This window comes from Mycoplana sp. ABR4_002, from assembly GCF_056159645.1.
In genome coordinates, this window is sequence record NZ_JBSWVO010000003.1 from 27,056 (window position 1) to 48,634 (window position 21,579).

The 21,579-nt window shown below is 58.5% G+C and carries 23 protein-coding genes; 16 read left to right on the forward strand and 7 right to left on the reverse strand.

Going from position 1 to position 21,579, the window contains the following annotated elements; all coding sequences use genetic code 11:
- The 6 genes from trbL (at position 1) to ACXAGF_RS22505 (ending at position 5,396) form a co-directional block, all read left to right on the forward strand.
- A complete protein-coding gene (gene trbL / locus ACXAGF_RS22480) occupies positions 1–1,182 on the forward strand; it encodes a P-type conjugative transfer protein TrbL (RefSeq protein WP_475019781.1) in 1,182 nt (393 codons plus the stop codon).
- Between the two features lie 19 nt (positions 1,183–1,201).
- Positions 1,202–1,864, forward strand: coding sequence for a conjugal transfer protein TrbF (locus ACXAGF_RS22485; protein WP_475019782.1), 663 nt, complete (start codon positions 1,202–1,204; stop codon positions 1,862–1,864).
- A 16-nt stretch (positions 1,865–1,880) separates the two neighbouring features.
- The gene (gene trbG / locus ACXAGF_RS22490) at positions 1,881–2,678 is read left to right on the forward strand and encodes a P-type conjugative transfer protein TrbG (RefSeq protein WP_475019783.1); all 798 of its coding nucleotides are present in this window, start codon (positions 1,881–1,883) and stop codon (positions 2,676–2,678) included.
- Positions 2,679–2,681: 3 nt separating this feature from the next.
- Entirely contained in the window at positions 2,682–3,116 is a 435-nt protein-coding gene (gene trbH, locus ACXAGF_RS22495) for a conjugal transfer protein TrbH (RefSeq protein ID WP_475019784.1), read from the forward strand.
- 13 nt (positions 3,117–3,129) lie between these two features.
- A complete protein-coding gene (gene trbI / locus ACXAGF_RS22500) occupies positions 3,130–4,428 on the forward strand; it encodes an IncP-type conjugal transfer protein TrbI (RefSeq protein ID WP_475019785.1) in 1,299 nt (432 codons plus the stop codon).
- Between the two features lie 263 nt (positions 4,429–4,691).
- Positions 4,692–5,396: an autoinducer binding domain-containing protein gene (locus tag ACXAGF_RS22505; RefSeq protein ID WP_475019786.1), complete on the forward strand. Its 705-nt coding sequence runs from the start codon at positions 4,692–4,694 to the stop codon at positions 5,394–5,396.
- Positions 5,397–5,444: 48 nt separating this feature from the next.
- Here the strand turns inward: ACXAGF_RS22505 and ACXAGF_RS22510 are convergent, their stop codons facing one another.
- The 4 genes from ACXAGF_RS22510 to ACXAGF_RS22525 all read right to left on the reverse strand — a co-directional run bounded on the left by ACXAGF_RS22510 (position 5,445) and on the right by ACXAGF_RS22525 (position 7,976).
- Entirely contained in the window at positions 5,445–6,380 is a 936-nt protein-coding gene (locus ACXAGF_RS22510) for a HEPN domain-containing protein (RefSeq protein WP_475019787.1), read from the reverse strand.
- A 95-nt stretch (positions 6,381–6,475) separates the two neighbouring features.
- Positions 6,476–6,973, reverse strand: a complete 498-nt coding sequence (locus tag ACXAGF_RS22515; RefSeq protein ID WP_475019788.1) for an RES family NAD+ phosphorylase — start codon at positions 6,971–6,973, stop codon at positions 6,476–6,478.
- Between the two features lie 8 nt (positions 6,974–6,981).
- On the reverse strand, positions 6,982–7,332 hold the full coding sequence (locus ACXAGF_RS22520; RefSeq protein ID WP_475019991.1) for an antitoxin Xre/MbcA/ParS toxin-binding domain-containing protein: 351 nt from the start codon (positions 7,330–7,332) through the stop codon (positions 6,982–6,984).
- A gap of 185 nt (positions 7,333–7,517) precedes the next feature.
- On the reverse strand, positions 7,518–7,976 hold the full coding sequence (locus tag ACXAGF_RS22525; RefSeq protein WP_475019789.1) for a helix-turn-helix domain-containing protein: 459 nt from the start codon (positions 7,974–7,976) through the stop codon (positions 7,518–7,520).
- Between the two features lie 873 nt (positions 7,977–8,849).
- On the opposite strand from ACXAGF_RS22525, the gene ACXAGF_RS22530 reads away from it, so the two are divergent.
- Positions 8,850–9,869 (forward strand): C45 family autoproteolytic acyltransferase/hydolase, encoded by a 1,020-nt coding sequence (locus tag ACXAGF_RS22530; RefSeq protein WP_475019992.1) that lies wholly within the window; start codon positions 8,850–8,852, stop codon positions 9,867–9,869.
- Here the strand turns inward: ACXAGF_RS22530 and ACXAGF_RS22535 are convergent.
- Positions 9,866–11,029, reverse strand: a complete 1,164-nt coding sequence (locus ACXAGF_RS22535) for a hypothetical protein (protein ID WP_475019790.1) — start codon at positions 11,027–11,029, stop codon at positions 9,866–9,868. The genes ACXAGF_RS22530 and ACXAGF_RS22535 overlap by 4 nt on opposite strands.
- A gap of 105 nt (positions 11,030–11,134) precedes the next feature.
- On the opposite strand from ACXAGF_RS22535, the gene alr reads away from it, so the two are divergent.
- From alr to ACXAGF_RS22550, 3 genes are read left to right on the forward strand one after another with little or no spacing between them, the layout of a single operon-like run.
- Positions 11,135–12,256 (forward strand): alanine racemase, encoded by a 1,122-nt coding sequence (gene alr, locus ACXAGF_RS22540; RefSeq protein WP_475019791.1) that lies wholly within the window; start codon positions 11,135–11,137, stop codon positions 12,254–12,256.
- On the forward strand, positions 12,253–13,104 hold the full coding sequence (locus ACXAGF_RS22545) for a DMT family transporter (protein ID WP_475019792.1): 852 nt from the start codon (positions 12,253–12,255) through the stop codon (positions 13,102–13,104). Before alr ends, ACXAGF_RS22545 begins: the two co-directional genes overlap by 4 nt.
- 10 nt (positions 13,105–13,114) lie before the next feature.
- On the forward strand, positions 13,115–14,002 hold the full coding sequence (locus ACXAGF_RS22550) for a TIGR01459 family HAD-type hydrolase (RefSeq protein ID WP_475019793.1): 888 nt from the start codon (positions 13,115–13,117) through the stop codon (positions 14,000–14,002).
- Between the two features lie 12 nt (positions 14,003–14,014).
- Here the strand turns inward: ACXAGF_RS22550 and ACXAGF_RS22555 are convergent, their stop codons facing one another.
- Complete coding sequence (locus tag ACXAGF_RS22555) at positions 14,015–14,812, reverse strand: IclR family transcriptional regulator (RefSeq protein ID WP_475019794.1); 798 nt, start codon at positions 14,810–14,812, stop codon at positions 14,015–14,017.
- Between the two features lie 59 nt (positions 14,813–14,871).
- Positions 14,872–16,206: an MmgE/PrpD family protein gene (locus ACXAGF_RS22560; RefSeq protein WP_475019795.1), complete on the reverse strand. Its 1,335-nt coding sequence runs from the start codon at positions 16,204–16,206 to the stop codon at positions 14,872–14,874.
- 147 nt (positions 16,207–16,353) lie between these two features.
- Here ACXAGF_RS22560 and ACXAGF_RS22565 point away from each other — a divergent pair, with 147 nt between their 5' ends.
- The 6 genes from ACXAGF_RS22565 to ACXAGF_RS22590 are packed head-to-tail and all read left to right on the forward strand — an operon-like array spanning position 16,354 to position 21,578.
- Positions 16,354–16,662 (forward strand): (2Fe-2S)-binding protein, encoded by a 309-nt coding sequence (locus ACXAGF_RS22565; RefSeq protein ID WP_475019796.1) that lies wholly within the window; start codon positions 16,354–16,356, stop codon positions 16,660–16,662.
- The gene (locus tag ACXAGF_RS22570; RefSeq protein WP_475019797.1) at positions 16,659–18,050 is read left to right on the forward strand and encodes an FAD/NAD(P)-dependent oxidoreductase; all 1,392 of its coding nucleotides are present in this window, start codon (positions 16,659–16,661) and stop codon (positions 18,048–18,050) included. Before ACXAGF_RS22565 ends, ACXAGF_RS22570 begins: the two co-directional genes overlap by 4 nt.
- On the forward strand, positions 18,037–19,218 hold the full coding sequence (locus tag ACXAGF_RS22575; RefSeq protein WP_475019798.1) for an NAD(P)/FAD-dependent oxidoreductase: 1,182 nt from the start codon (positions 18,037–18,039) through the stop codon (positions 19,216–19,218). Before ACXAGF_RS22570 ends, ACXAGF_RS22575 begins: the two co-directional genes overlap by 14 nt.
- A 29-nt stretch (positions 19,219–19,247) precedes the next feature.
- Positions 19,248–20,111: a substrate-binding periplasmic protein gene (locus tag ACXAGF_RS22580; RefSeq protein WP_475019799.1), complete on the forward strand. Its 864-nt coding sequence runs from the start codon at positions 19,248–19,250 to the stop codon at positions 20,109–20,111.
- A gap of 52 nt (positions 20,112–20,163) precedes the next feature.
- Positions 20,164–20,934, forward strand: a complete 771-nt coding sequence (locus ACXAGF_RS22585) for an amino acid ABC transporter ATP-binding protein (protein ID WP_475019800.1) — start codon at positions 20,164–20,166, stop codon at positions 20,932–20,934.
- Positions 20,931–21,578 (forward strand): amino acid ABC transporter permease, encoded by a 648-nt coding sequence (locus ACXAGF_RS22590; RefSeq protein ID WP_475019801.1) that lies wholly within the window; start codon positions 20,931–20,933, stop codon positions 21,576–21,578. The genes ACXAGF_RS22585 and ACXAGF_RS22590 overlap by 4 nt, the downstream gene beginning before the upstream one ends.
- Position 21,579: the final 1 nt, after the last annotated feature.

Below are 21,579 nucleotides of genomic sequence, written 5' to 3' on the forward strand. Positions count from 1 at the left end.
ATGACATCGACTCTTCACCGGCTACGGGCCCTCGCGATCTTGACCGCCACGATGGCTCTTGCAAACCAGCCTGCACTCGCTCAGGAAGGCTCGCTCCTCACCTCGATTCAGAACCAGATCACGACGGCTGCGAAAGGCTGGGAAACAACGGTCATGGACGCGGCGAAATCCCTGTTCTGGATCCTCGCCACGATAGAGATCGGTATTGCCGCGGTCTGGCTTGCCTTACAGGCTGCCTCTCTCGACAGCTGGTTCGCCGAACTGGTCAGGCGGATAATGTTTATTGGCTTCTTTGCATTCGTCCTCGTGCAGGGGCCGGCGTTTGCGAAGGCAGTCGTGGACAGCCTCTTTCAGATTGGCGCAGGGGACGGCACGGCCTCGCCAGCAGATGTCTTCAATGCAGGGATCGCTGTCGCGGCGAGAATGTCAGAAAAAGTGCAGTTTGGTCTCTTCGAGGACAACGCGCTAGCGATATCGGCGGCTTTTGCGATGGTCGTGACAGTTGTCGCATTCTCCCTTGTCGCTGCAATTTTTGTTTCGGTCATGATCGAGATGTATCTCGGCCTGCTTGCGGGGATGGTGATGCTCGGTCTCGGCGGCTCGTCATATACTAAGGATTTCGCGATCCGATACCTCGTGTATGCCTTCTCGGTCGGTATGAAGCTCATGGCTCTGGTCATGATATCCCGAATAGGTTCCGCGGTTCTCGTTGGACTTGCCAACCAACCCGACATTGGCGACCAGTTCCAAGTCGTTCTTTCAATCGCCGGTTTGGCCGTCGTTGTCTTTATCATAGCTATGTATGTGCCCAGCATCATTCAGGGAGTTGTGCAGGGTGCTTCCGTCACCGGGGGGATGGAGACTATTCGCCACGGCGGTCAAGCGGCATCGTTTGCGGCCGGCGCCGTAGCGCTGGCCACCGGGGCAGCTGGAGTAGGAGCTGCAGCCGCGAAGTCGGCTCGGGCGGCAGGATCCTCAACGGCAGGCGCCACGCTCAGAGGGTTTGGAGCCGCGATTGGTTCCGGTTCGAGAGCTTCTGGATCGGCAGCCAAGGAGAAGGCAATCGGATCGCCAGGCGCCTATGCCGGCTCGCTCCTCGGTTTGGCCAACGCGAAACTTGCCAGCAGCGGAAGTGGCCAAAGAGGGAAAACGCCGCCCCCAGAACGAACCGACCAACTGTAACTCACGAGGCAACTTCGCAATGGCTGCAAATCGCGCCCCTGAAAGCCCGTACCTTGCCGCCCGTCAAGAGTGGACGGAGAGATATGGATCCTACGTCCAGGCTGCACGGGCCTGGAGAGTTGTCGGGATAATCAGCCTGCTCATGGCTATGGTCGGCTTCACCTACGCGATGTACCTCAGCACGCAGGTCAGGTTTGTCCCCTACATTGTCGAAGTTGACCGACTCGGAAGCTCGGCGACGTCCGGGTTCCCCGAACAGATCGAGTATGCCGACGCCCGGGTGGTTCGAGCGACGCTTGGAAACTTCGTAACGAGCTTTCGATCAATCACGCCTGACGCGGTCGTGCAGAAGCAGTACATCGATCGAACCTATGCCCTGCTGCGCACCTCCGATCCATCCACGCAAAAAGTCAATGCGTGGTTTCGAGGGAACTCGCCCTTCGAGAAGGCCAAGACTTCGACGGTCTCCATCGAGATCAACAACATCGTAGCGCTCTCGAACCAAACCCACCAAATCGACTGGACCGAGTATGAGCGCGACCGAAAAGGCAAGGAAACGGGAATTCGCCGGTTCCGCGGCATCGCTACGGTCGTTCTGACTCCTCCGCAGGATGAGGCCATCATTCGCTTCAACCCGATCGGTCTCTATGTTCAGGATTTCGACTGGACCGCACAGCTTTAAGGGCAGGGATACAGACATGCACAAAGAATTCATTGCGGCCGTCGGCTGCATGGTCGGGCTCGTCCTTGCGGACGGTGCGGTTGCGCAAAGCATGACATTTAACGAGGTGAAGGGAACCAGCATCTCACGAAAGTGGCGTGACACGTCGGGTCTCGTCACGACGGGGCCAGATGGAAAAGTCAACTTTCTCTATGGTCAGACGCAGCCCTCTGTCGTGTGTTCCCCGCTCCAGGTTTGCGACATTGAACTTCAGGGTGGCGAGATTGTCCGCGATGTCCTCGTCGGCGACACCGTTCGCTGGAAGGTCGAGCCGGCGACCTCCGGCGCAACCGGAGGCCAGGCCGTCCACCTCATCGTCAAGCCGTCTGAAGCCGGCCTTGTCACCTCGATGGTGGTGACCACGTCCCGCCGCACATATCATATTCAGTTGAAGTCTCACCCGAGCCAGTACATGGCGCGGGTCGGCTTCGAATATCCGGAGGACACGACGGCAAAGTTCGCCCACATCAACGGGCGCCTCGAGGAGGGAACGGCGCCGGACAAGTTGAACTTTTCCTATACCGTGCGCGGCAGCGCTCCCTTTAGACCCAAGCGGGTCTATTCCGACGGCACGAAGACGTACATCCAGTTCTCGAAAGCGATCTCTGGACAAGACGCACCCGTTCTCTTTGTGGTCACCGGCGGGCAGAACCGCATCGTCAACTATCGAATGAAGAACGACATGATGACTGTCGACTATGCGGTCGACAAAGCGATCCTCGTTTCTGGCGTCGGATGGCGTCAGCGAAAAGTCACCATCCAGCGAGGAAGATGATCCATGCGAAAGCCTGCTCTTCTCGGGATCATCACCCTTCTGTTGTCGGGCTGCCAAACTGCCGATGAGGCACTGACTACGAACTCCATGCCAGCTGTGACCGGACCAGCGGCAAGCGCCATCGCAAGCGATATGGCAAGCCATCTTGCTGAAAAGATTGGCCCCGCGGGCACGACGCCGATCAAGCTGCAGAAGGAGGCGACGGAGTACGCGTCAGCCCTTGAGGCGGCGTTGAAGGGTTGGGGCTATATGGTCATCACCGATGGGCCGGCAGGCAAAGACCAGAACCCGATCGAGGTTTCCTATTCGTTGGACAGCTTTGATGGCCAGATACTTGCCCACCTTGCGACGCCATCCATCGCACTGGGGCGCACCTATGCGCTCACTGCCGGCGGGGCGACACCCTCTAGTCCCCTTTCAATAATGCAGCGAAACTGAGCTGGAACAGCCGATGGTTCAATCACTCCAACTTGGTAGCCCAATCAACAACGATGGCCAGCAGGGGATACGTCGGCTCAATCGGTTGCCCATCGCAATCGCCATCGCCATTGTCGTCCTTTTCCTTGGTGTAGTTGTCGTCGGTCTTTCCTGGCGTGGCCTCTCCTTTAACGGAGACCACGAATTCGATCGCGCTTCGAGCCCACCTGCGGCGAGTTTTGGGGAGCAGCTGAAACGCGGGGTCACAGACGGCATCATTGGAGAGCCCGAGAAGCCGGAAATCTTCCAGCCAACGCCCGTCATCGTTCAAAAGGTGGAGAAACAGGAGCCGGCCGTCGATCGCGGGGCCCCTCGGCAGGAGCATCACTCGCGGCTCGAGCCTGAGGAGGAGTGGAAGGCCAGGTTGAAGAGGGAGCAGGACGAACAGGTTATCCGTGAAGCCCAACGGCAAAGGATGGCTCGGCTGCAGGCCAAAGCCACTGCATTGGACTCACCATTGGAGATTGATGTCTCCGACTTGGCTGAAAGCTCGAACATTATCGAGAAAGGGCGACAATCCGCGGCCGTGACATCCAACAGCGCCTCCGATCTCTACGCGGCTGCCATGAGGTCAGGCTTCCCCGGACAAAACCTGGATCCGAACGGACAATCCACCAAGGAGGATTTCTTCAACCAGGACATCCAGGATCTGGGATACCTGCCGAACCGGGTCGTCCCTCAGATGTCTGTCTATGAGCTCAAGCGAGGATCAGTAATTCCCGCGACCTTGATAACAGGCCTCAATTCGGACCTCCCGGGGCGCATCTCCGCGCAGGTAAGCCAGAATGTGTACGACAGTGCCACCGGTGATCGTCTCTTGATCCCACAAGGCACCAAACTGTTCGGTCGATACGATTCCAAAGCCTCATTCGGTCAAGAGCGGGTTCTGGTGATCTGGACGGACCTTATTTTCCCGAACGGCGCCACCTTGCAGATCGGCGGGATGGCTGGCACGGATACCGAAGGCAATGGTGGGTTCAAGGACAAGGTCAACCGCCATCACTGGCGCACCTTTGGGTCAGCGGCACTAGTTGCCCTGATTGGGGCGGGAATCGATATGTCGATGCCCGAGAGTTCGACATTGGCCACGCAGGACACCGCCTCGGATGCAGCTCGAAGAAACTTTGCGGAGGTCTTTGGGCGCGTTGCGGAGCAAACCATCGCCAGAAATCTGAACGTTCAGCCCACACTACGAATTCGTCCTGGCTACAATTTCAATATCCTGGTCGATCAGGATATAGTATTTCCTCATTCGTATATGCGTTCATTCTGATAATGCTCATTTCTGGCTCCAAGACAGGCCATGTCTCGCATTTGATTGTGACATTACTGCAACGAAAACTCTGTTTATTCTCCTTTGCACGTGGACCGCATGTCAACGAACCTTGTTCTGATCGTCAAACCTGCGCAAAGTTCAATACAACTAAACCGGGCATATCAGGCTCACAGAGGCGATTTTACGACGAGCGCGTGTAACTAGTACGATCAGTTGCGGCGTTGCACGACAGAGGGAAAAAGCAGTAACGGAGATTGGCCGTGAATGGACATTTTCGCTCTCTCATCGACATGGTTGAAGCCGCTCCCGATCAGTGGGCGGTAAGAAGCGCCCTGAACAATTTTGCCAATGCATGTGGATACGAGCGGTTCGCATACCTTCAAACTGAGGGCGCGGAAATCCGCACATTCAACACCTATCCGGCTGAGTGGGAAGCAATATATCTGCGCAACCAATATTCCCGTATTGATCCTGTTGTTGCCGAAGCGAAGCGAAGGATGGCAATGTTCTCCTGGACCGCTGAAAGCTGGCCCGCCAGGGGATCATCTCAAATTCGGCTGTTCCGCGATCACGCCATCGATCACGGCGTGCGCTCGGGGATCACGGTACCGGTAGAGGGAGGCTTTGGATCTACGATCATGCTGACCTTCGCTTCACACACTACCCAATCCCGCTCGGCGATATCACTGGATCCCCTTAAAACGGTTCAGGCTGTGCTTGCCGTTCACTATCGGCTACGAAACCTGGCGGGAGCGATCGTCCGTGGCCCAAAGCGAATGCTATCGCCGCGAGAAGTGCTATGTCTTTCATGGTCCACCAAAGGCAAGGGTGCACCTGAAATTGCCGAGCTCACTGGAATAAAGCAACGCACGGTCCAGCACTATTTGGACAACGCCCGCAGGAAACTCGAAGCAGCCACAATTCCACAACTTGTGGCTATTGCCAAAGACCACGACCTGATCTGATCTTTTGTCGGGGGTCTTCAACGCTGGGACATCATAGGTGCTCGCGATCTACGCTGATAGCCGCTCTCGACAAATTGCGTGAACCAGATTCTGCAGTACCTTCACCCTTTCAACGAGCCACGCGAGTTCCTCGGTTCCAATCGCGTACTTCGAGGAGTAACGCGCTTCAACATAGGCTCGAGACAGCAGTTCGAAGCAGCGGCGCGAAAATCGGCTATCTCGTGGCCAAGCGGTGACGAGGCGAGTATCGATACCTTCGGCCTGGGAGCGCAGGAGCTTAATTCGGTGAGACTTTGGGCTGTAAAGCGTAAGCGTGAGTAGGGAACAATGGTAGGCGCGCTCAGCTGCTTGGTGGAGCATAAAAGCTCCGTCGCGCCAGATGTCTCTCTCCAACAACAGTTCAGCAGCTGCCAGTGCTTCGCAAGACGCTTTATACCACTGCTCGAAATGCTTCCTCGCTTCACCAAGCTTCTCCTCCACCGTCAGCGGCTTCGGCTGTGCCAACGGCTGCCCTGGCGTCTCGTAGAGGATAATGCCGTCCTTTGCGATATCGACGAAGAAGGGGCGACCTCGGGAAAGCTGATCGTTGACGTCCTGCAAGGTGTGTACGATCGGGACGACCGGCGTCTCGATCCGGCGGGCGATCTTTTCCTTCAGGAGCCGTTCTTCGAAACCCTCCCACACGTCGCCTTCGTCAGCAAAGGACCTGGTGTTGACCACGATCAAAAGATCGTAGTCGGAGCGATAGCCGCTCAAGCGATCCTCGACCCAGTCACCGCGGGCGTAGGAGCCGTAGAGGATGACCTTGAGGATCTTGCCGCTGCTTCTCTTTCCGGAAAGCTTGGTCGCCTGAAACTGCCCAACCTCATCAAACAGGATCTCAATTGTGCGAGCAAGTTCGCGACGCTTCCTGTCCGGCAGGTGATCGATGTGTTCCGTCAGGGTCAAGTCAGCGTCAAAGCCTTCGGTGTGAATCGCTTCCATGGTAACGGGTCCAGCGTGATTGCGCACCTGAAGCTTTTACGCGAGTGCGCTTCCGCCTACAATTAGAAGATTGTGCAATGGCTTCATGCCCAAGGTTATCTCGAAAGGCGGCGCTCGTCGTCAATCAGGGTCAGGCGAGAAGGCGGGACGTCGCTCCAGTTCCACAAAACGAGGTTAAGATCGTCACTCGTCGCGCCCGGTGCAAAGCTCCTGACAATCAGTCCGTGGTAGCCGGCAGCGGCCAGCCGCCGCGCGAAAACCTGTGTCCTTGCCTCTCCTGAGGCCTGCATCTGGTCACGCCATGTTGGATCGGCAATCGCAATGGCATCCATACCCTCTTCTGCGAGCGCCACACCGTTACGGCTGTCAAAGACGCGCGCAATGTCGGCCTCATAGGAGACCAGCGTCGTGGGCTGCAGATTGCCGACCTGATTGGCCTCCCTCAGAGCCGTCATGACCGAAAGCGAAGTATAGAGCGCAGGCATGCCTTTCGAGTTGAACCGGCCCCCATAGAGTTCGGCACCACGACCTGACATTGGTTCGCGCGCATAAACCGGGTTCAGTGCGCGATAAAGTTTTCCCTGATAGTGCATGGGGCGGGCTACGCGTGGACGCCCGCATCGACTGCATCGATATAGTCGAGCACCTCGTCCGCACGACCGTTCCGGACCAGTTGCATCGCCGTTTGACCGGAAAATCCGGACAGCGGCTCCGAACGGTACCAAGCGTAAGCGAGCAGGGCCGAGCCGAAACGCGGCTCGACCTTGTTGACGACTTCAACCATTTCCCGCAAGCGCCTCTGTGTCCTGTCCGAGCGAATGCGGTCCTTGCGTTGGACCGCGTCCTTCCCAAGTCCGGCAGTGCGGGCGACCTCCTCGCTGGTCGTGCGGAAGGCGTCCGCTATCTTGCGCGGTGCGAAGAGCCCATCGTCAGCATATTGTGCAAGCCCCATGAAGCACCTCCAATTGAATTTCTGCCGCCAATAATGACGCAATATAGCGTCAAACCAAGAGGCTTTCAATCCGGGGGGCGAACGCATCCAAAAATTGTTGAGCTTCAGAGCCTTGGCTTCCAACGCTACTGTCAATGCGCCGTCGTCGCCACAGAAACGACAAGGGACGTCAGCTCTCCGCACGGTCACGTCCGGTTCCTATAACTCGCTCCTGCCAAAGGATTCGACCAGCGCGACAATTTAGACCGCGTCCTCTGGGGCAACGCCAAAAATGCATCGACAAGCCGCTGGCCTTCAGTTGTCGCAACAAAATCCTGGCGGACATCTGCCTTTTGAATGAAGTCCTGCGTGTTGCCCTTGCCCGGAACAGGCAGCTTCTCAAAGAAATGTGTCATCGGAACATCCAGGACATCCGCGATCGCATAAAGAACGGAGGCACTCACACGATTAGCGCCGCTCTCGTATTTCTGAATCTGCTGAAAGGACACGCCGATACCTGCCCCAAGAGCCGTCTGCGACAAGCGCAGTTGCAGGCGCCTGACGCGGATACGGTTTCCGACCTCTCGATCGACCGGGTGCAGCTTGGCATTGTCAATGTCTGTGCTGGACGAGGCCAAAACCTGCGCCGTAGCTCGTTGCGCCATCTTCCGCAGCTCCTACACAACCCCAGGCGACTAGGCTGCCTGGCGCGATGATAAAAGTCGGGGAATTGGAAAGCCGATTGACAGGCCCCCGTGACCTTTAGCCCGAAGGGCCTCTTGCATACGTCACAGGTTCCCCGACCCTTGCGGATCGCAGAAGTGGCACGACTTGCGCGCGTTTAGCAATTCAATCGGGGTTTCCACGCCCCAAGGCAACCAGGATTGCCTCGAACCGAATATATATCGAAACAACTCTTAATTGCAAATGCCTGTAGGCCAGAGAGCCTGCGCTAGTTCTCGCGTGGCGCCTGTTCCGTCTCGGTCAGCTGAACAACCATGCTTAAAAGATGGTGCAAGAGCTGAAGGTCATCGCGCCCAGGGTACCGCTGCGAGATCTCCTGGACGATCCGCAGAAGAGCGCTTGCCTCTTCGTGCACGAAAGTCTTGACCAATTGCTCTGCGTCCGGGCCATCCGTGAGCGATTTTCCTCGACCGCCCATGGCGCTACCCGACCGGGTCAGGTTTCAAGGACGGCCTGTGATAGGTCGATCTACTCGCCAAACGGCAGGTCACCTTGCAAAGCAGGGCCCTCGATTCCCACCAGCTTTTGACTACCTTGTATCGTCGATCTTCATGGTGAGACATTACGGCCTTTTCCTTGTTTCTGGCCGGCATAGGCCTCAACATTATGGAGAGGGGTGGCTTGGCGAAGAACTGTAGAATCCTACAGGGCGGCAGGGACCAGGCGCGCGCTCTATTCAAGGTAGTGTGAAACTTTCGTACAGCGCCAACTTGCAAGCGGATAGACGTCACCAGCGGAAAATCCATATTGTGGATTAAAGGACACCGAGAGCTTGCAGTATGAACACAGGAAGAATGCCGTCCCTCATCTTGCGGGGAGATCCTTACTCACGTGGAAGGCAACATGGCGAGACACTGTCAGTTGCGATCCACGCGTCCCTTGCTCGGCTCGAACGATCGTCAATGAACACCAACCGGTCTCGAGCTGAGCGTCTTGCGGCACGATCCTGGCAGAAGCTCAAAGCGTTCGCGCCGGATATAGCAGACGAAATTGAGGGCATTGCTGACGGGAGCTGCGTGTCGCTTCTCAACCTTTATCTCCTCTCTTGCTTCGAGTTCCTGGATGCCACGCCGCCTGGCGGTTGCACGACGTTTGCCACGACGAGCGGCAGCGCTGCCGTCATCGGTCAGAACTGGGATGCTCCCCCAGGGACCGAAAAAGATCTCGTTGTGCTCCTCCATCAGGACAAGGACCGTGGTTCAGCCATGGTGGCCTCTCCGGGGACTCTTGGCTGGGTGGGCATGAACACTAGCGGTCTGGCCCTCGTGACCAACGATCTCATCGTCGATACTGCCGCCCAGGGAATTCCAAGTCTTGTTGTCCGGCGCATGCTCCTGGAGGAACGCAACGTTTCCGAGGCATTGGCGAGGTTGCAACGGACTGATCATCTTTCCGGCCGCTGTTATCTTTTAGGCGATTCAATCGGGAAAGTCGCCGGATGCGAGATATCGCCATCGATTGGCTGCGTTGCACTGGCGGGAGACCAATTCGTTCATACCAATCATCCCGTTGCTCCCCCGATCGCCATTATGGAAGACATCGAAGCCGTGGCCCGCATCTACCCATCCAGTCGCGAGCGGCTGCGCTCGGCCAAGAATATTGATCTCAAACAAATCACCAGCGCCCAGCGCCTCCTGCGCGATACATCGGGTGCGCCAGATTCCATTTGTAAAACCGCCTCGGCACGCGAGCCGACCCAGACCGCATTCTCGGTGATTTTCGAGTGCAAGGACCGGCGCGTCTCGATCTGCCTCGGGCGCCCGGATCGGGGCGTTTACCACTCAATTGACTTTGCCCATCAGATTGTTGCCTAGGCGGTCGCAACGTCTCTCATGCCGTACTGGCGAGCGTATTGCGCAAATCTGGATGCCAGCTCAGCGGCTCTGTCTTCACATTCATCCGGACGGAACATACGGCACTCATATCCCATAGCTTCCCTCATTATTTCGGAACTCGCTTCTGTAATTCGCACAGTTCCGTCATCGTCAACGCTATCGATCCCGTCGTAGCGTTGACACTGGCGATTGATTTCGATCGCCTCTTCCAACGTCAGTCCGCATGGAAGGTCGATCAGGGGGCCGGACTTCGTCAAGCGTACGGGGTAGCCGCCAACAAGCCCGAGCGGTCCCGGCCCATGGACCACCTGACCCGCGCCGGCGGCCACTGCATGCAGCATCGCGGTTGCCGACGAAGCTGTGACTGATTGCCCGGCAAGCCCTTTGATACGTCGGAATCGCCCAGCAACAAGCGAGAACAGCCGATCGTGGGCAAGTTCGGATTGCGGAACCTCTTTGCCATCTGCGTAGATCGTCAAATGATACGGAGCACCGTCAGTGCACCCCGTACTCGGCATGCGATAGCTCAGATAGTGGTGGGCGAAAAATCGAACGTCGATCGCCGCGGGACTGCGTTTGAGCATGTGGGCCGCGGCAAGACGAATACCCGGGACTGCATTTGCAATATTGCCGATGCCGACGGCAGGCGCCAGCCCTTCTGCGGCCAGAGATGCATTGACGACATCCGGGTAAGAGGCATTTACGACCGTTGCGCGGCTATCGGCCAATCTCACCGCCTTCATCAGTCGACGCGTGAGAACCTGATGCATGGGCGTCCACACACCGCCCCTTGCCATGTCCAGGCGCTTGTAAGCCTCAGCCGGCAGTTTGGTGATGACCCACCAGCTATGAAGCGTGGTGGCATTGAAGATGACGTCGGGATTCAGCCGGACCAAGCGGTCGGCAGTCTGATCGACATTCATCAGGTCGACAGGCAATATCGACACCGTCGTCTCCTCGCAACCGAGGTTCATCGCCGTGTAGCGAGCCAGATTGACTCGATGCATCGTCCGCTCGGGCGTTCTCGTGCCCACGATCAGGGAGTAGCCACGCCTGCTCTGAAGCAGGAAATCCAGAACGGCACCACCAAGAACCCCGCTGCCGACAATGAAAATGGTCTTCCGCTTCTCCCTGGCCATGAGGAGCCCTCCCAGACTATTCGCCAACACGATTCAGCAATCTATAGTTGTATATTGAATCAATTTTCGCTATATTGCAATCAGATTCCTTATCAGGGGTTGCAAATGAAAGTGCGGGCGCATCATGAGCGGGAACCCGAACTACGCATCGATCTGAATGCGATCGCCACAAACTTCCGCTATCTCAAGACCCTTGTCGGATCAGGAACAGACGTTGCGGCGGTGGTCAAAAGTGACGCATACGGCCTTGGCGCGAACCTTGTCGTTCCGGCGCTTTTGGATGCTGGATGTCACACATTCTTCGTCGCCGATCTTCGTGAGGCAATTCAGATCCGCGCAAGGTTTCCAAAATTGGTCCAGCTGAACATCCTCGCTGGAGCTGAAGAATGCGACATCGAGATCTATCAGTCTTACCGGCTGACACCCGTCTGCGGTCGCTTGCGGGAGGCACTCGCAGCCCGAAGGCTCCCAATGCTCATGGTGAGCATTGACACAGGCTTCTCGCGCTTTGGCCTTACGTTTGCCGAGGTCCGGGCATTTGCGCATATGGCTCGCCGCCGGCCAGACCTCGTGATCAGCCATCTCGCTTGTGCCGACGAGATACTCAACACAACGAACCGTCTGCAACGCGACCGGTTCGTTGGGATGTGTCAAATGCTCCAGCCAGACAAGAAGAGCCTCGCAGCTTCAGCAGCAGTCTGGCTCGGTCCGCGCTATCATTTCGATCTCGTGCGAGCGGGATCGGCTCTTTTCGGTCTGAACAATGCCGGTATTAAGCCAAATCTGCTGCGGCCCGTCGTGCAACTCTTCGCAAGGCTTGCAGAAGTCAGGACCGTCCATTACGGCGAAATCGTCGGCTACGCAGCAAGTTTCCGCGCCACCCGGTCGATGCGCATAGGGATCGTCGCCCTCGGCTACGCACATGGACTTCCATGGTCGGCGGGGAATGCCGTTTCCGCAATGATTGGCTCCCATCGAGCGCCGGTCGTCGGCCGAGTTGCGATGGAATATGTGGCTCTCGATTTGAGTGACGTCCCATCAAGGCTGTGCACCGAGGGACAGGCCGTCGAGTTTGTTGGGCCAAGCCTGCCAGTCGAGACGATGGCAAAAGCGGTCCATACCGTCCCTCAAGAGCTCCTCGTGAGGCTTGGAACGAACTGCCCCCATCACTATGCCGATCTGGTCGACACCCTCGCAGGCGGGCAGGCAAACCCTGAAGATCCATGAACGCTCGCCAGCTCGGTCCCATCTATGTGGTTTCAGCTGCCACGCTTTGGAGCACTGCGGGACTGTTCATGGGGTTTCTCACGCCGATGAACGTCTGGGCAATCCTCTTCTGGCGCAGCCTCCTTGGCGCGCTCGCAGTTCTGGCCGTGGCAGCATTCCTATGGCGCGATCCGTTCAAAGCGGCCGCAATGGACCGGGCGGGTGCCATTGCGACACTCTTTTCAGCAACCGGAATGCTGGCCTTCGTCCCGGCACTTCAGCTGACATCGGTTGCCAACGTTGCAATGATCCACGCTTCGCTTCCGCTCGTTGCGGCCGTCGCCTCGAGCCTCTTTCTGCGAGAAAGACCCACCCGGGCAACGCTGGTTCTCTCTGGGGTCATCCTGCTTGGGACGCTTTTCATCTTTGCAGGCACAGGGTGCTCCACAGCTGGCCAGCTTGGCAACCTCCTTGCCCTTCTCATGACAATATCAATGGCCGCCATGACCGTTTCACTGCGAGCCGGCAGCGGCAGTATCCTTTGGGTCATCGCAGCATCCAATTGCGCCGTGACCGCAGTGGCCATATGGCTTGCACCCGCTGTGAGCGTCAGCATCAAAGAGTTTTCGACGCTGCTATGCTTTGCAATCGTGCAGATGGCGGGTGGACTGGTCCTCTACAGCCTCGGCGCGAGACTACTTCCAAGTGGTGAAGTGGCACTCCTATCACTTGTCGAGGCGCCCCTGTCACCGCTCTGGGTCTGGCTGTTTTTCGACCAACGTCCCGCAACCTCCAGCATGCTAGGAGGCAGCGTCATCATCGTCGCGATAGTCGCCCACCTTCTGCCGCAGCAATCGTGGCGTCGCTAGGAGGACCGCAATGCCACTAGCCCCGATGGTGCGACTTTGCGACATCGCCGAAACCTATCAAGGGATCATCCTTGACCTTTTTGGAACGATACATGACGGTGCCAGACCGCTGGAAGGCGCTATCGATGCACTTCATCGGCTGCGATCGAAAGGCATTGTGGTTTGTCTCTTGTCCAATTCCCCGCGAAGGAGTGAGGAAGTGGCGATGCGCCTTGCCGAAATGGGCTTCACGCAGGATCTCTACGCTGGTCTCGTTACATCTGGCGAGCTCGTCTTCGAGGCGCTGACCTCTCGTGCGGAACGCTTGCACGGCGATCTCGGCAATTACTTCCACATGGGCCCCGCCGAACTGAGCCATCTTCTTTCTGGCTCCGGACGAACTCTGACCCGGTCGATCAAGAATGCGCGTTTCGTGCTTGCAACCGGAATGGTGGAGACTGCAGAGGAGCTCGAGTGCACGCTTGGTCAAGCTCTTTCGAGGGGCCTTGAGATGGTGTGCGCAAACCCTGACCGGACCGTCCTGCTGGGTGACACACTGATTGATTGCGCGGGCACCCTCGCCTGTCGATACCAACAGCTGGGTGGAACGGTTGTCTATCATGGAAAGCCTTACCGGCCAGCCTATGAGCATGCCCTTCGCCTTCTCGGCGTGCCATCGCGTATGGTTCTTGCAATCGGAGACAGTCTCGAGACGGACATTGCCGGTGCAAACAACCTGGGAATCGACGCAGCGCTCGTGTTATCCGGGTTGCACAAGGAGGTTCTTCGGCAAGGATCACCCGCTTGGGGACGATTGCAACAACTGTGTAGGGCAAGCGGCGCTTACCCGAAATTCGTCTTGCCCGCATTTTCCTGGATATGGAAGAGCGTTGGGCCGGCTTCAGGTCTACCTGCCTGATAACCGTCCGGACTAGGAGAGCCTCGGCTCGTCCAGGGGATTGAGGCCGGCCTCGATCTTGCGAACTTCGTCCTTCAGCATCTCGACCAGACGGGGAAGGCGATCGTCCGTAAGGCGCGCGCTTGTCAGGTTGATCGCGATTGCGGCGACCGCATCCCTTCCAGGCGGCAGGATTGGCACTGCTACAGCAGAGATCCCGGCCACAAGCGCGCCGCGATCCACTGCATAGCCATTCTGGCGAATTTCGATCAAGGCGTCAGTGACCGCTCTTTCTGTCAGCTTGCCAAACTGCTTGTAAAGGGGTGCATTCGCCTTCACGACCACCTCAGCCTCCGTGGGTGGCAAAAAAGCCAGAATTGCTTGGCTCGCGGGCCCGACACCCATCGGGATCTGCCCTCCGGTATGACCTGTCAGGCTGTCGACCACGTAGGTTCCTTGCTGACGGTCGACGCAGACGGAATTGAACCCTGCTCGAGCCATCAGGAAAACGGAATCGCCAGTCTCTGAGGATAGTCGCAAAAGGGCAGGGCGTGCGAGGGTCCTCAAGCCTGTACCGTCTGCTGCTGCCGCTCCCATGGCAAACAGGGCCAGTCCAAGACGGTAGCGCCTTGTTTCACGTTCCCTCTCAACCAGGCCATGGCGTTCAAGCGCAGTTACAATTCGATGCACTGTTGGCTGTTTCAGCCCCATGACTTCGCCAACCATGGACATGGTCGCGCCACTCTGGCCGACTTCGCCAAGAAACTTCAAGATCGCGACCGCTCTGTCCAACAACTGGGTCCCCGTTGCCGCGATCTCATCCTTCGCCATATCAACCTCACACGTCTGCCAACTGACCAATTAGGTCAGATGGCAGCTTTGTAGAATGACTATGACGGGTTGCAAAGGCCATTGAACAGCGGCTCCGTTGGCGCATCGTCCAATAGCGAGCGGATGGCCACAGCGATCGCTTCCGATTGCGTTTGTGACATCGGCCTGCGCAATGTCAGCGCCAAAAACTTGTCGCCAAGCTCCTTATCACTCATGGGATTGCCAGGATCACCTTTCGGTATCTCGATCTCCAGGCTCGCCGATCTTCCCCTGGCCGAGATGGAAACGCTGGCCGGCGTAGTCGCCGGAAAGGCTCCAGCATAGCGTGGGCTCGCGGCCAGCCGAACTCGCGAAGAAAGTGCGAGCGTATCATTGTCGACGAGGTGCCCATCTTCCAGCGGCATCAGCGCAGCCGTCCCCCGAAGAAGCGCAACGGCAACGCAGAACGGAATGCTATATTGCGCAGCCTCGTGCGAAGCCGGTGCGGCCTGGTTCGGCAACGACAACGCGCGGGCGAACGTCTCGACAACGACCGCGTCAATCTCAAGGGCCGATACACCAAGACGTTCCTTCAGCTGCACCGCCGCATCGATCGCAGCATGAGCCCATCGGCAGCAGCTGTAGCGCTTGAAATAGGATTGCTCGATTGCCCAGCTCTCCCCAAGACCCTGAATGAGCCGCTTCTGGTCGTAGAGCGAAACCTCATCGAGTATATCGAGCGGGCCTTTATGACCTGCGGCCGCGAGCGCCACCGATTGTACGCCACTGGCGCTCGCCCAGGGAATGCCCTCCTTGACCGTGTGACCGAGCCGGGTCCAACCGGTGCCGAACTGACCGGTTGCGGTCTGGCCGGCGATGGCCATGGCATGGGCTGCTACCGGCTCGGGAAGCTGCATGAGCCAGCTTGTGGCTGCCGCCACGCCATATCCGCACCAAAGACCCGTGTCGGTGGTTCTGAGACTATTGATGTCACGCGAGGCGGCCGCACGAACGGCAACTTCATATCCGATTGCAATTGCCGACAACAATTTATGGCCCGTGGTCTCCTGGCTTTCGCGCAAGGCCAGCACCGCTGGAACGATGGCTGCGGCGGGATGGCCGGCCGCCGCACGATGCCCGTCGTCCAGGTCGAGACTTGATGCAAAGGCCGCGTTTACGAAGGCGGCTCCGGACGGCGTCAATCGTTTGTTGGAAAACCAGATCGGCGATGAGCCAAGGCCCCATATTCCCGGCCCGGCCAATTGAGACGCCCGACCCGCCGGGGTCGCTGCGCCGCATGCAGCAACCCCGAGCGTGTCGAGCAGTGTTCTGCATGAGGCCTCAAGCTGCTTTCCCGAAACCTTGGTGACGGAGCTGGAAAAGGCAGCAAGCTGCTGAGTGACGGTATTCGACATAAGTATCCTTTCGACTGCTACCACAGGTCGTTCTCAACTTTCGAGCACGTGTAGCTAGAGTTTCTGCCATATGGATGATTCAAAAATTGACTTCCATATTATGGATTACTAGCCTGCAACTATCAACTGCACGAAGGAGAAAGCAGGTTGCAGGGAACCCACGCGAAAGGGCTGAGGCGACTTGGTCGCCCACTGTCGGCTCAAATTGAACTGATGGTCGATGGCCACAGAATTTCAGCACACGAGGGCGAGACCGTTCTCACCGCACTGAATGCCGAACTCGGTCATATCCGAAGCTTCGAATTCCGCGACGAGAAGCGAGCCGGTTTCTGCAACATGGGTGCCTGCCAGGACTGCTGGCTGTGGACCGCAACCGGAGAACGCATCCGCGCGTGCTCAACCCTTGTCGAAGACGGCATGCGCCTTTGCACGAACGCATCTGGACTGGTCCGATGACGGATGATCGCCCAATCGTCATTGTCGGCGCTGGACCTGCGGGTGTCAGCGCGGCGCGAACGCTGGTGGCTGCCGGGCACAGGCCGGTTGTCGTCGACGAGGGAATGTGCCCGGGCGGCCAGATCTTTCGCCGTCCAACGGATGCGTTGAAGCGGAGTGAGGCGAAGCTCTACGGCTTGGATGCCCGCCGCGCACGGCGGCTGCAGGATACATTTGCGTCATTGCAGTCCTCGATCACCTACCACCCCGAGACGGCGGTCTGGGCGGTCGAACCGGGCCTTGCTCATCTCGTGCGTGGCAACAGGACCAGCCGCCAACCATGGTGCCGGCTCATTCTAGCAACCGGGGCCATGGACCGCATCATGCCGACGACGGGTTGGACTGCACCGGGTGTATTCACCCTGGGCGCTGCCCAGATCGCGCTCAAGGCGCAGGCCTCGGTCATTGGAAGGAACGTCATATTTCTGGGCAGCGGCCCGCTGCTTTATCTGGTCGCCTACCAATACGCTCGTGCCGGCGCACGTGTTGTCGCAGTGCTGGAAACCGGGCAGCCTTTCCGACACGTTCCCGACCTTCTGGCGCTAGCGTCCGGAGGGATAACCCTCGCAAGAGGCATCTATTACATTGGCTGGCTCAAAGCGAACGGCGTCCCGATAAGGACAGGTGTCGAACCGCTCGAGATCCTGCATGGACCTGATGGCAGAGCCAGCGGATTGCGCTATCGCTGCAACGGGGATGTGAGTGAATCGACCCTGAACTGCGACGCTGTTGCGATCGGCTATGGCCTGAAGGCCGAGACACAACTTGCAGACCTGCTTGGCGTCAACTTCCATTACGATCAGCAGCAAGCCCAGTGGTTGCCGACAACTGATCGCGATGGCCGTAGTTCGGTTGCCGGCGTTTACCTTGCCGGAGACGGGGTCTCAATCCGTGGAAGCGTGATCGCTTCGATTGCTGGTGAACTCGCGGCCCGGGCGCTCTTGTCGGACATGGGAGCCAGTCAATCTCGACACGTCGCATCGTTGCGCCGGAAAATCGAGCGGGCGGTGCGATTTCGAAAGGTATTGGACACGGTATTTGCGTTTCCCGTCGCTCAAGTGAAAGAAATACCAGATGAGGCCGTCATCTGCCGCTGCGAAGGACTGACTGCTGGTGCCGTGCGCCACATCGTGCGGCTGTCCGGGGAAAGCGACATCAATCGCGTAAAGGCATTTTCACGCCTCGGCATGGGACGCTGCCAGGGCCGGGTCTGCGGCCCGGCCGCGGCCGAATTGATTGCATCTGTTGCATCGACCGAGGTCAGTCATGTTGGCCGGCTTCGGGGGCAAGCTCCGATAAAGCCGCTCGTCCTTGCGACGCTGGCAGGAGGCCGCGATGACAGTCTTTGACCTTGCCGTCATCGGCGGTGGGCTCGCCGGCTGTTCAGCGGCATTTCACGCAAGAAAGAAAGGGGCATCCGTCGTTCTCCTCGAACGCGGTCGGTGCGGGGGACAGGCGAGCGGCGTCAATTATGGCGGTGTACGCCAGCAGGGGCGCCACCCCGCGGAGTTGCCACTTGCAAAGCGCAGTCGGGGAATATGGGGCGAACTGGACAACCTGGTTGGCTGCAGCTGCGAGTTTGTCGCGACCGGCCACTTGAAACTCGCCCGGAACGACCAGGACATGGTCGAACTTGTCGCCCACCAGGCGGTCGCGGCAAATCACGGCATTACCCTCGAAATTCTTGACCGCGCGAACTTGCGTCATCGCTTCCCTTACATCGATGACCGCTATTCAGGTGCCTCGCTCTGCGCTGAGGACGGGCAGGCAAATCCACGGCTGGCCGCTCCGGCTTTTGCGCGTGCGGCCCGACAACTGGGTGCAGTTGTGCGCGAAGGATGCCCGGTCGAAGACGCAGCTCTATCGCCGGACGGGTTCGAGATCCTTGTCGCAGGGGACAACAGGCCGATCCGAGCCCGCCGTCTGGTCAACACTGCAGGAGCCTGGGGCGCAAAAATTGCAGGATGGTTCGGCGACAATGTCAAGGAAGAGGTGATGGCACCAAACATGTGCGTCACCGAACCGATCGGGCCGCTGATCGGTCCCAACCTCGGAATCTGCGGAGGCGGCCTCTATGTGAGGCAGGCGGCCGGACACGGAAGCATAATCTTCGGTTCCGGTCTCGGAATCGCGGACAGGGACAGCCTTCGGGCAAGACCGCTTGCGGCCGTGACCATGGAGGCGGCCAAGGCGGTGATCGACATGATCCCGGCGCTCGCAAATGTTCTAGTCGTCCGCAGCTGGACCGGCATCGAAGGCAGGATGCCCGATGGCTTGCCGGTCGTCGGGCCCAGTCCGACAACCTCCAATCTCTACCACGCGTTCGGCTTTTCCGGTCACGGTTTTCAGCTCGGACCCGCCGTCGGTGCGGTCCTGGCCGAGCTTGCCATCGACGGCAGCTCGCCGACGTCGCTCGCAGGGCTGTCCATGACCAGGTTCAGCAAGATCCCAGATCCAGCGGCGGTCAACCCGTCGCCGGCCAAACCCAGTCGATCTCACAGGAAGGAAGGGGAATGACGACAATGAGAGTAACGAAACGGACAGTCATGATCGGTAGTGCAGCAGCTTTTCTGGCGGGGCTGAGCCTGGCGTCATCGCGGGCAGACGACACCACAAAATACAAGCTTGTCGAGGTTGGCACGTTGTCGGTGGCAATCACAGGCGACATGCCGGGACTTGTGGCACGCGACGGCAAACTTGTCGGTTATGACGGGGAGATCCTGCAGATTGCAGCCGATCGCCTTGGCCTTTCCATAAAGCCGGTACCGATGGAATGGTCGGGAGCGATTGCCGGCGTCCAGACCGGTCGTGTCGACATCATCGGCGGCAACGTAGCCTGGACAGAGCAAAGGGCCGCCACTCTGGCCCTGACCGATCCAACCGGCTATTTCCAGAACGGGATCACGTCCAAGACGGAGACAGGTTGGCATGCCCTGTCCGATCTTGAAGACAAGAAGGTCGGCTCGATCACAGGCTTTTCCTTCCTGCCCGAGCTCCGGCGCATCTCCGGCCTGGAACTGGCGCTTTATGACAGCTCGGATGCAGCATTGCGTGACCTGACGACAGGGCGCATCCAGGCGCTGGTCGGCGACCCGCCGGTGATCGACTATGCGATCTCGAAGAATCCCGACTGGGGGCTGGCCAATCTGCCCTTCACGGACAACAACCCTGATTTCCCGCTACTGACAGGGGTTGGCCGGCAATACGTTTTCGGTCTGTCGAAAGAAAACGAGGCACTTGCCGACGCGCTCAGTGCCGAAATTCGCAAGCTTTGGGACACCTGCGAGGTCAAGGTTATCGGCCAGAAATACGGTAACATCAGCGAGGCAAATTTCACGCCTTCGCCACAGAACTTTCGTGCTGGCATCGACCGCCCGGAAACCTGGAAGCCGCCCGTCTGCGGACAATAAATGTCCCTTGCGACCGGCTCGCCGGTCGCACTTTTCCTGCGTGGAGGCGCTCATGCCTGACGACACTCTTCTCACTGTAGAAAAACTCAACAAATCCTACGGCAATCTCGCCGTGCTGAAGGAAGTCTCCTTCTCACTTCGACGTGGCGAACGCATCGCATTGATCGGGCCAAGTGGTTCTGGAAAATCCACCTGCCTGCGCGCTGTAAATTATCTGGCTCCCCCGACAAGCGGGGAGATCAGGCTCGACGGCCAGTTGGTCGGCCGGCATCCGAGCGGGCGGCAGCTCACGGATGCAGAGCTAGCGCCCCAGCGCGCAGATATCGGGATGGTTTTTCAGCATTTTCATCTTTGGCCGCACCTCGATGTCCGGACAAACGTGGCGCTTCAGCCCAGAATAGTACGAGGTCTGTCCGCTTCGGCAGCCGCCGAACTGGCCGACGAACTGCTTGCCAAGGTTCACCTTTCCCACAAGGCGTCGGCGTTTCCGGGGCAGCTCTCTGGCGGGCAGCAGCAACGGGTAGCGATTGCCCGAGCGCTCGCCCAACGCCCCAAGCTTCTGCTTTTTGACGAACCTACTTCGGCGCTCGACCCCGAGCTCGTAGGAGAGGTGCTGAATGTCATCAAGGAGCTGGCAAGCGAAGGGCGCTCCATGATGCTCGTCACCCACGAAATTGCCTTCGCGCGCGAAGTCGCCGATCGCATCCTGTTTATGGACGGGGGAGCTGTCGTCGAGGAAGGGTCCGCCCGCGAACTTCTGGACCGTCCAAAGGAGCCGCGGCTCCAGCGCTTTCTCTCGAGCCTGTCAGGTAGCTGCCAATGACCCCCCATTTGTTGGAGCGAATTGTCGACGCGCTCCTGTCAGGCGCCATCGTCACCGTGGAGGTGAGTGCCGGCGCATTGGCTGTCGCGCTCGCGCTCGGCCTTGTTCTTGCAACGATCGAGCATCTGACATCCAATCGCATCGCAGTCCTTGCAATTCGCATCTATGTCGAAACGCTCCGAAACATTCCGAGCCTCACCTTTCTCTTTCTGCTCTATTTTGGACTGGCCGCCACTGGCGTGCGATTGTCGTCCATGACGGCGGCGGTGGTGGGCCTTGGACTGATCGGCAGCGCTGTCGTCACCGACATCTATCTTGCGGGCTTTCGGTCTGTGTCGAAGGGTCAGAGTGAGGCTGCGGCTGCGATTGGCCTTCGTCCCCTCATTGCTTTCCGCCTGGTGATCCTGCCACAGGGTTTGCGCCTGTCGTTACCTCCGCTTGGAAACTATGCCGTAGGCCTCGTCAAGGATACCTCTCTCGTGGCTGCCATCGCCGCCCCGGAGGTGATGTTCAATGCTCGGCAGATAGTGAACGAGACATTCGCCACTGCCGCAGTCTACAGCGCAGCGGCCCTTTTTTATCTTGCGCTCACCTTTGTCGTCGGTCAGGCGTTTACGCTCGCCGAACGCCGGCTGGAGTATTGAT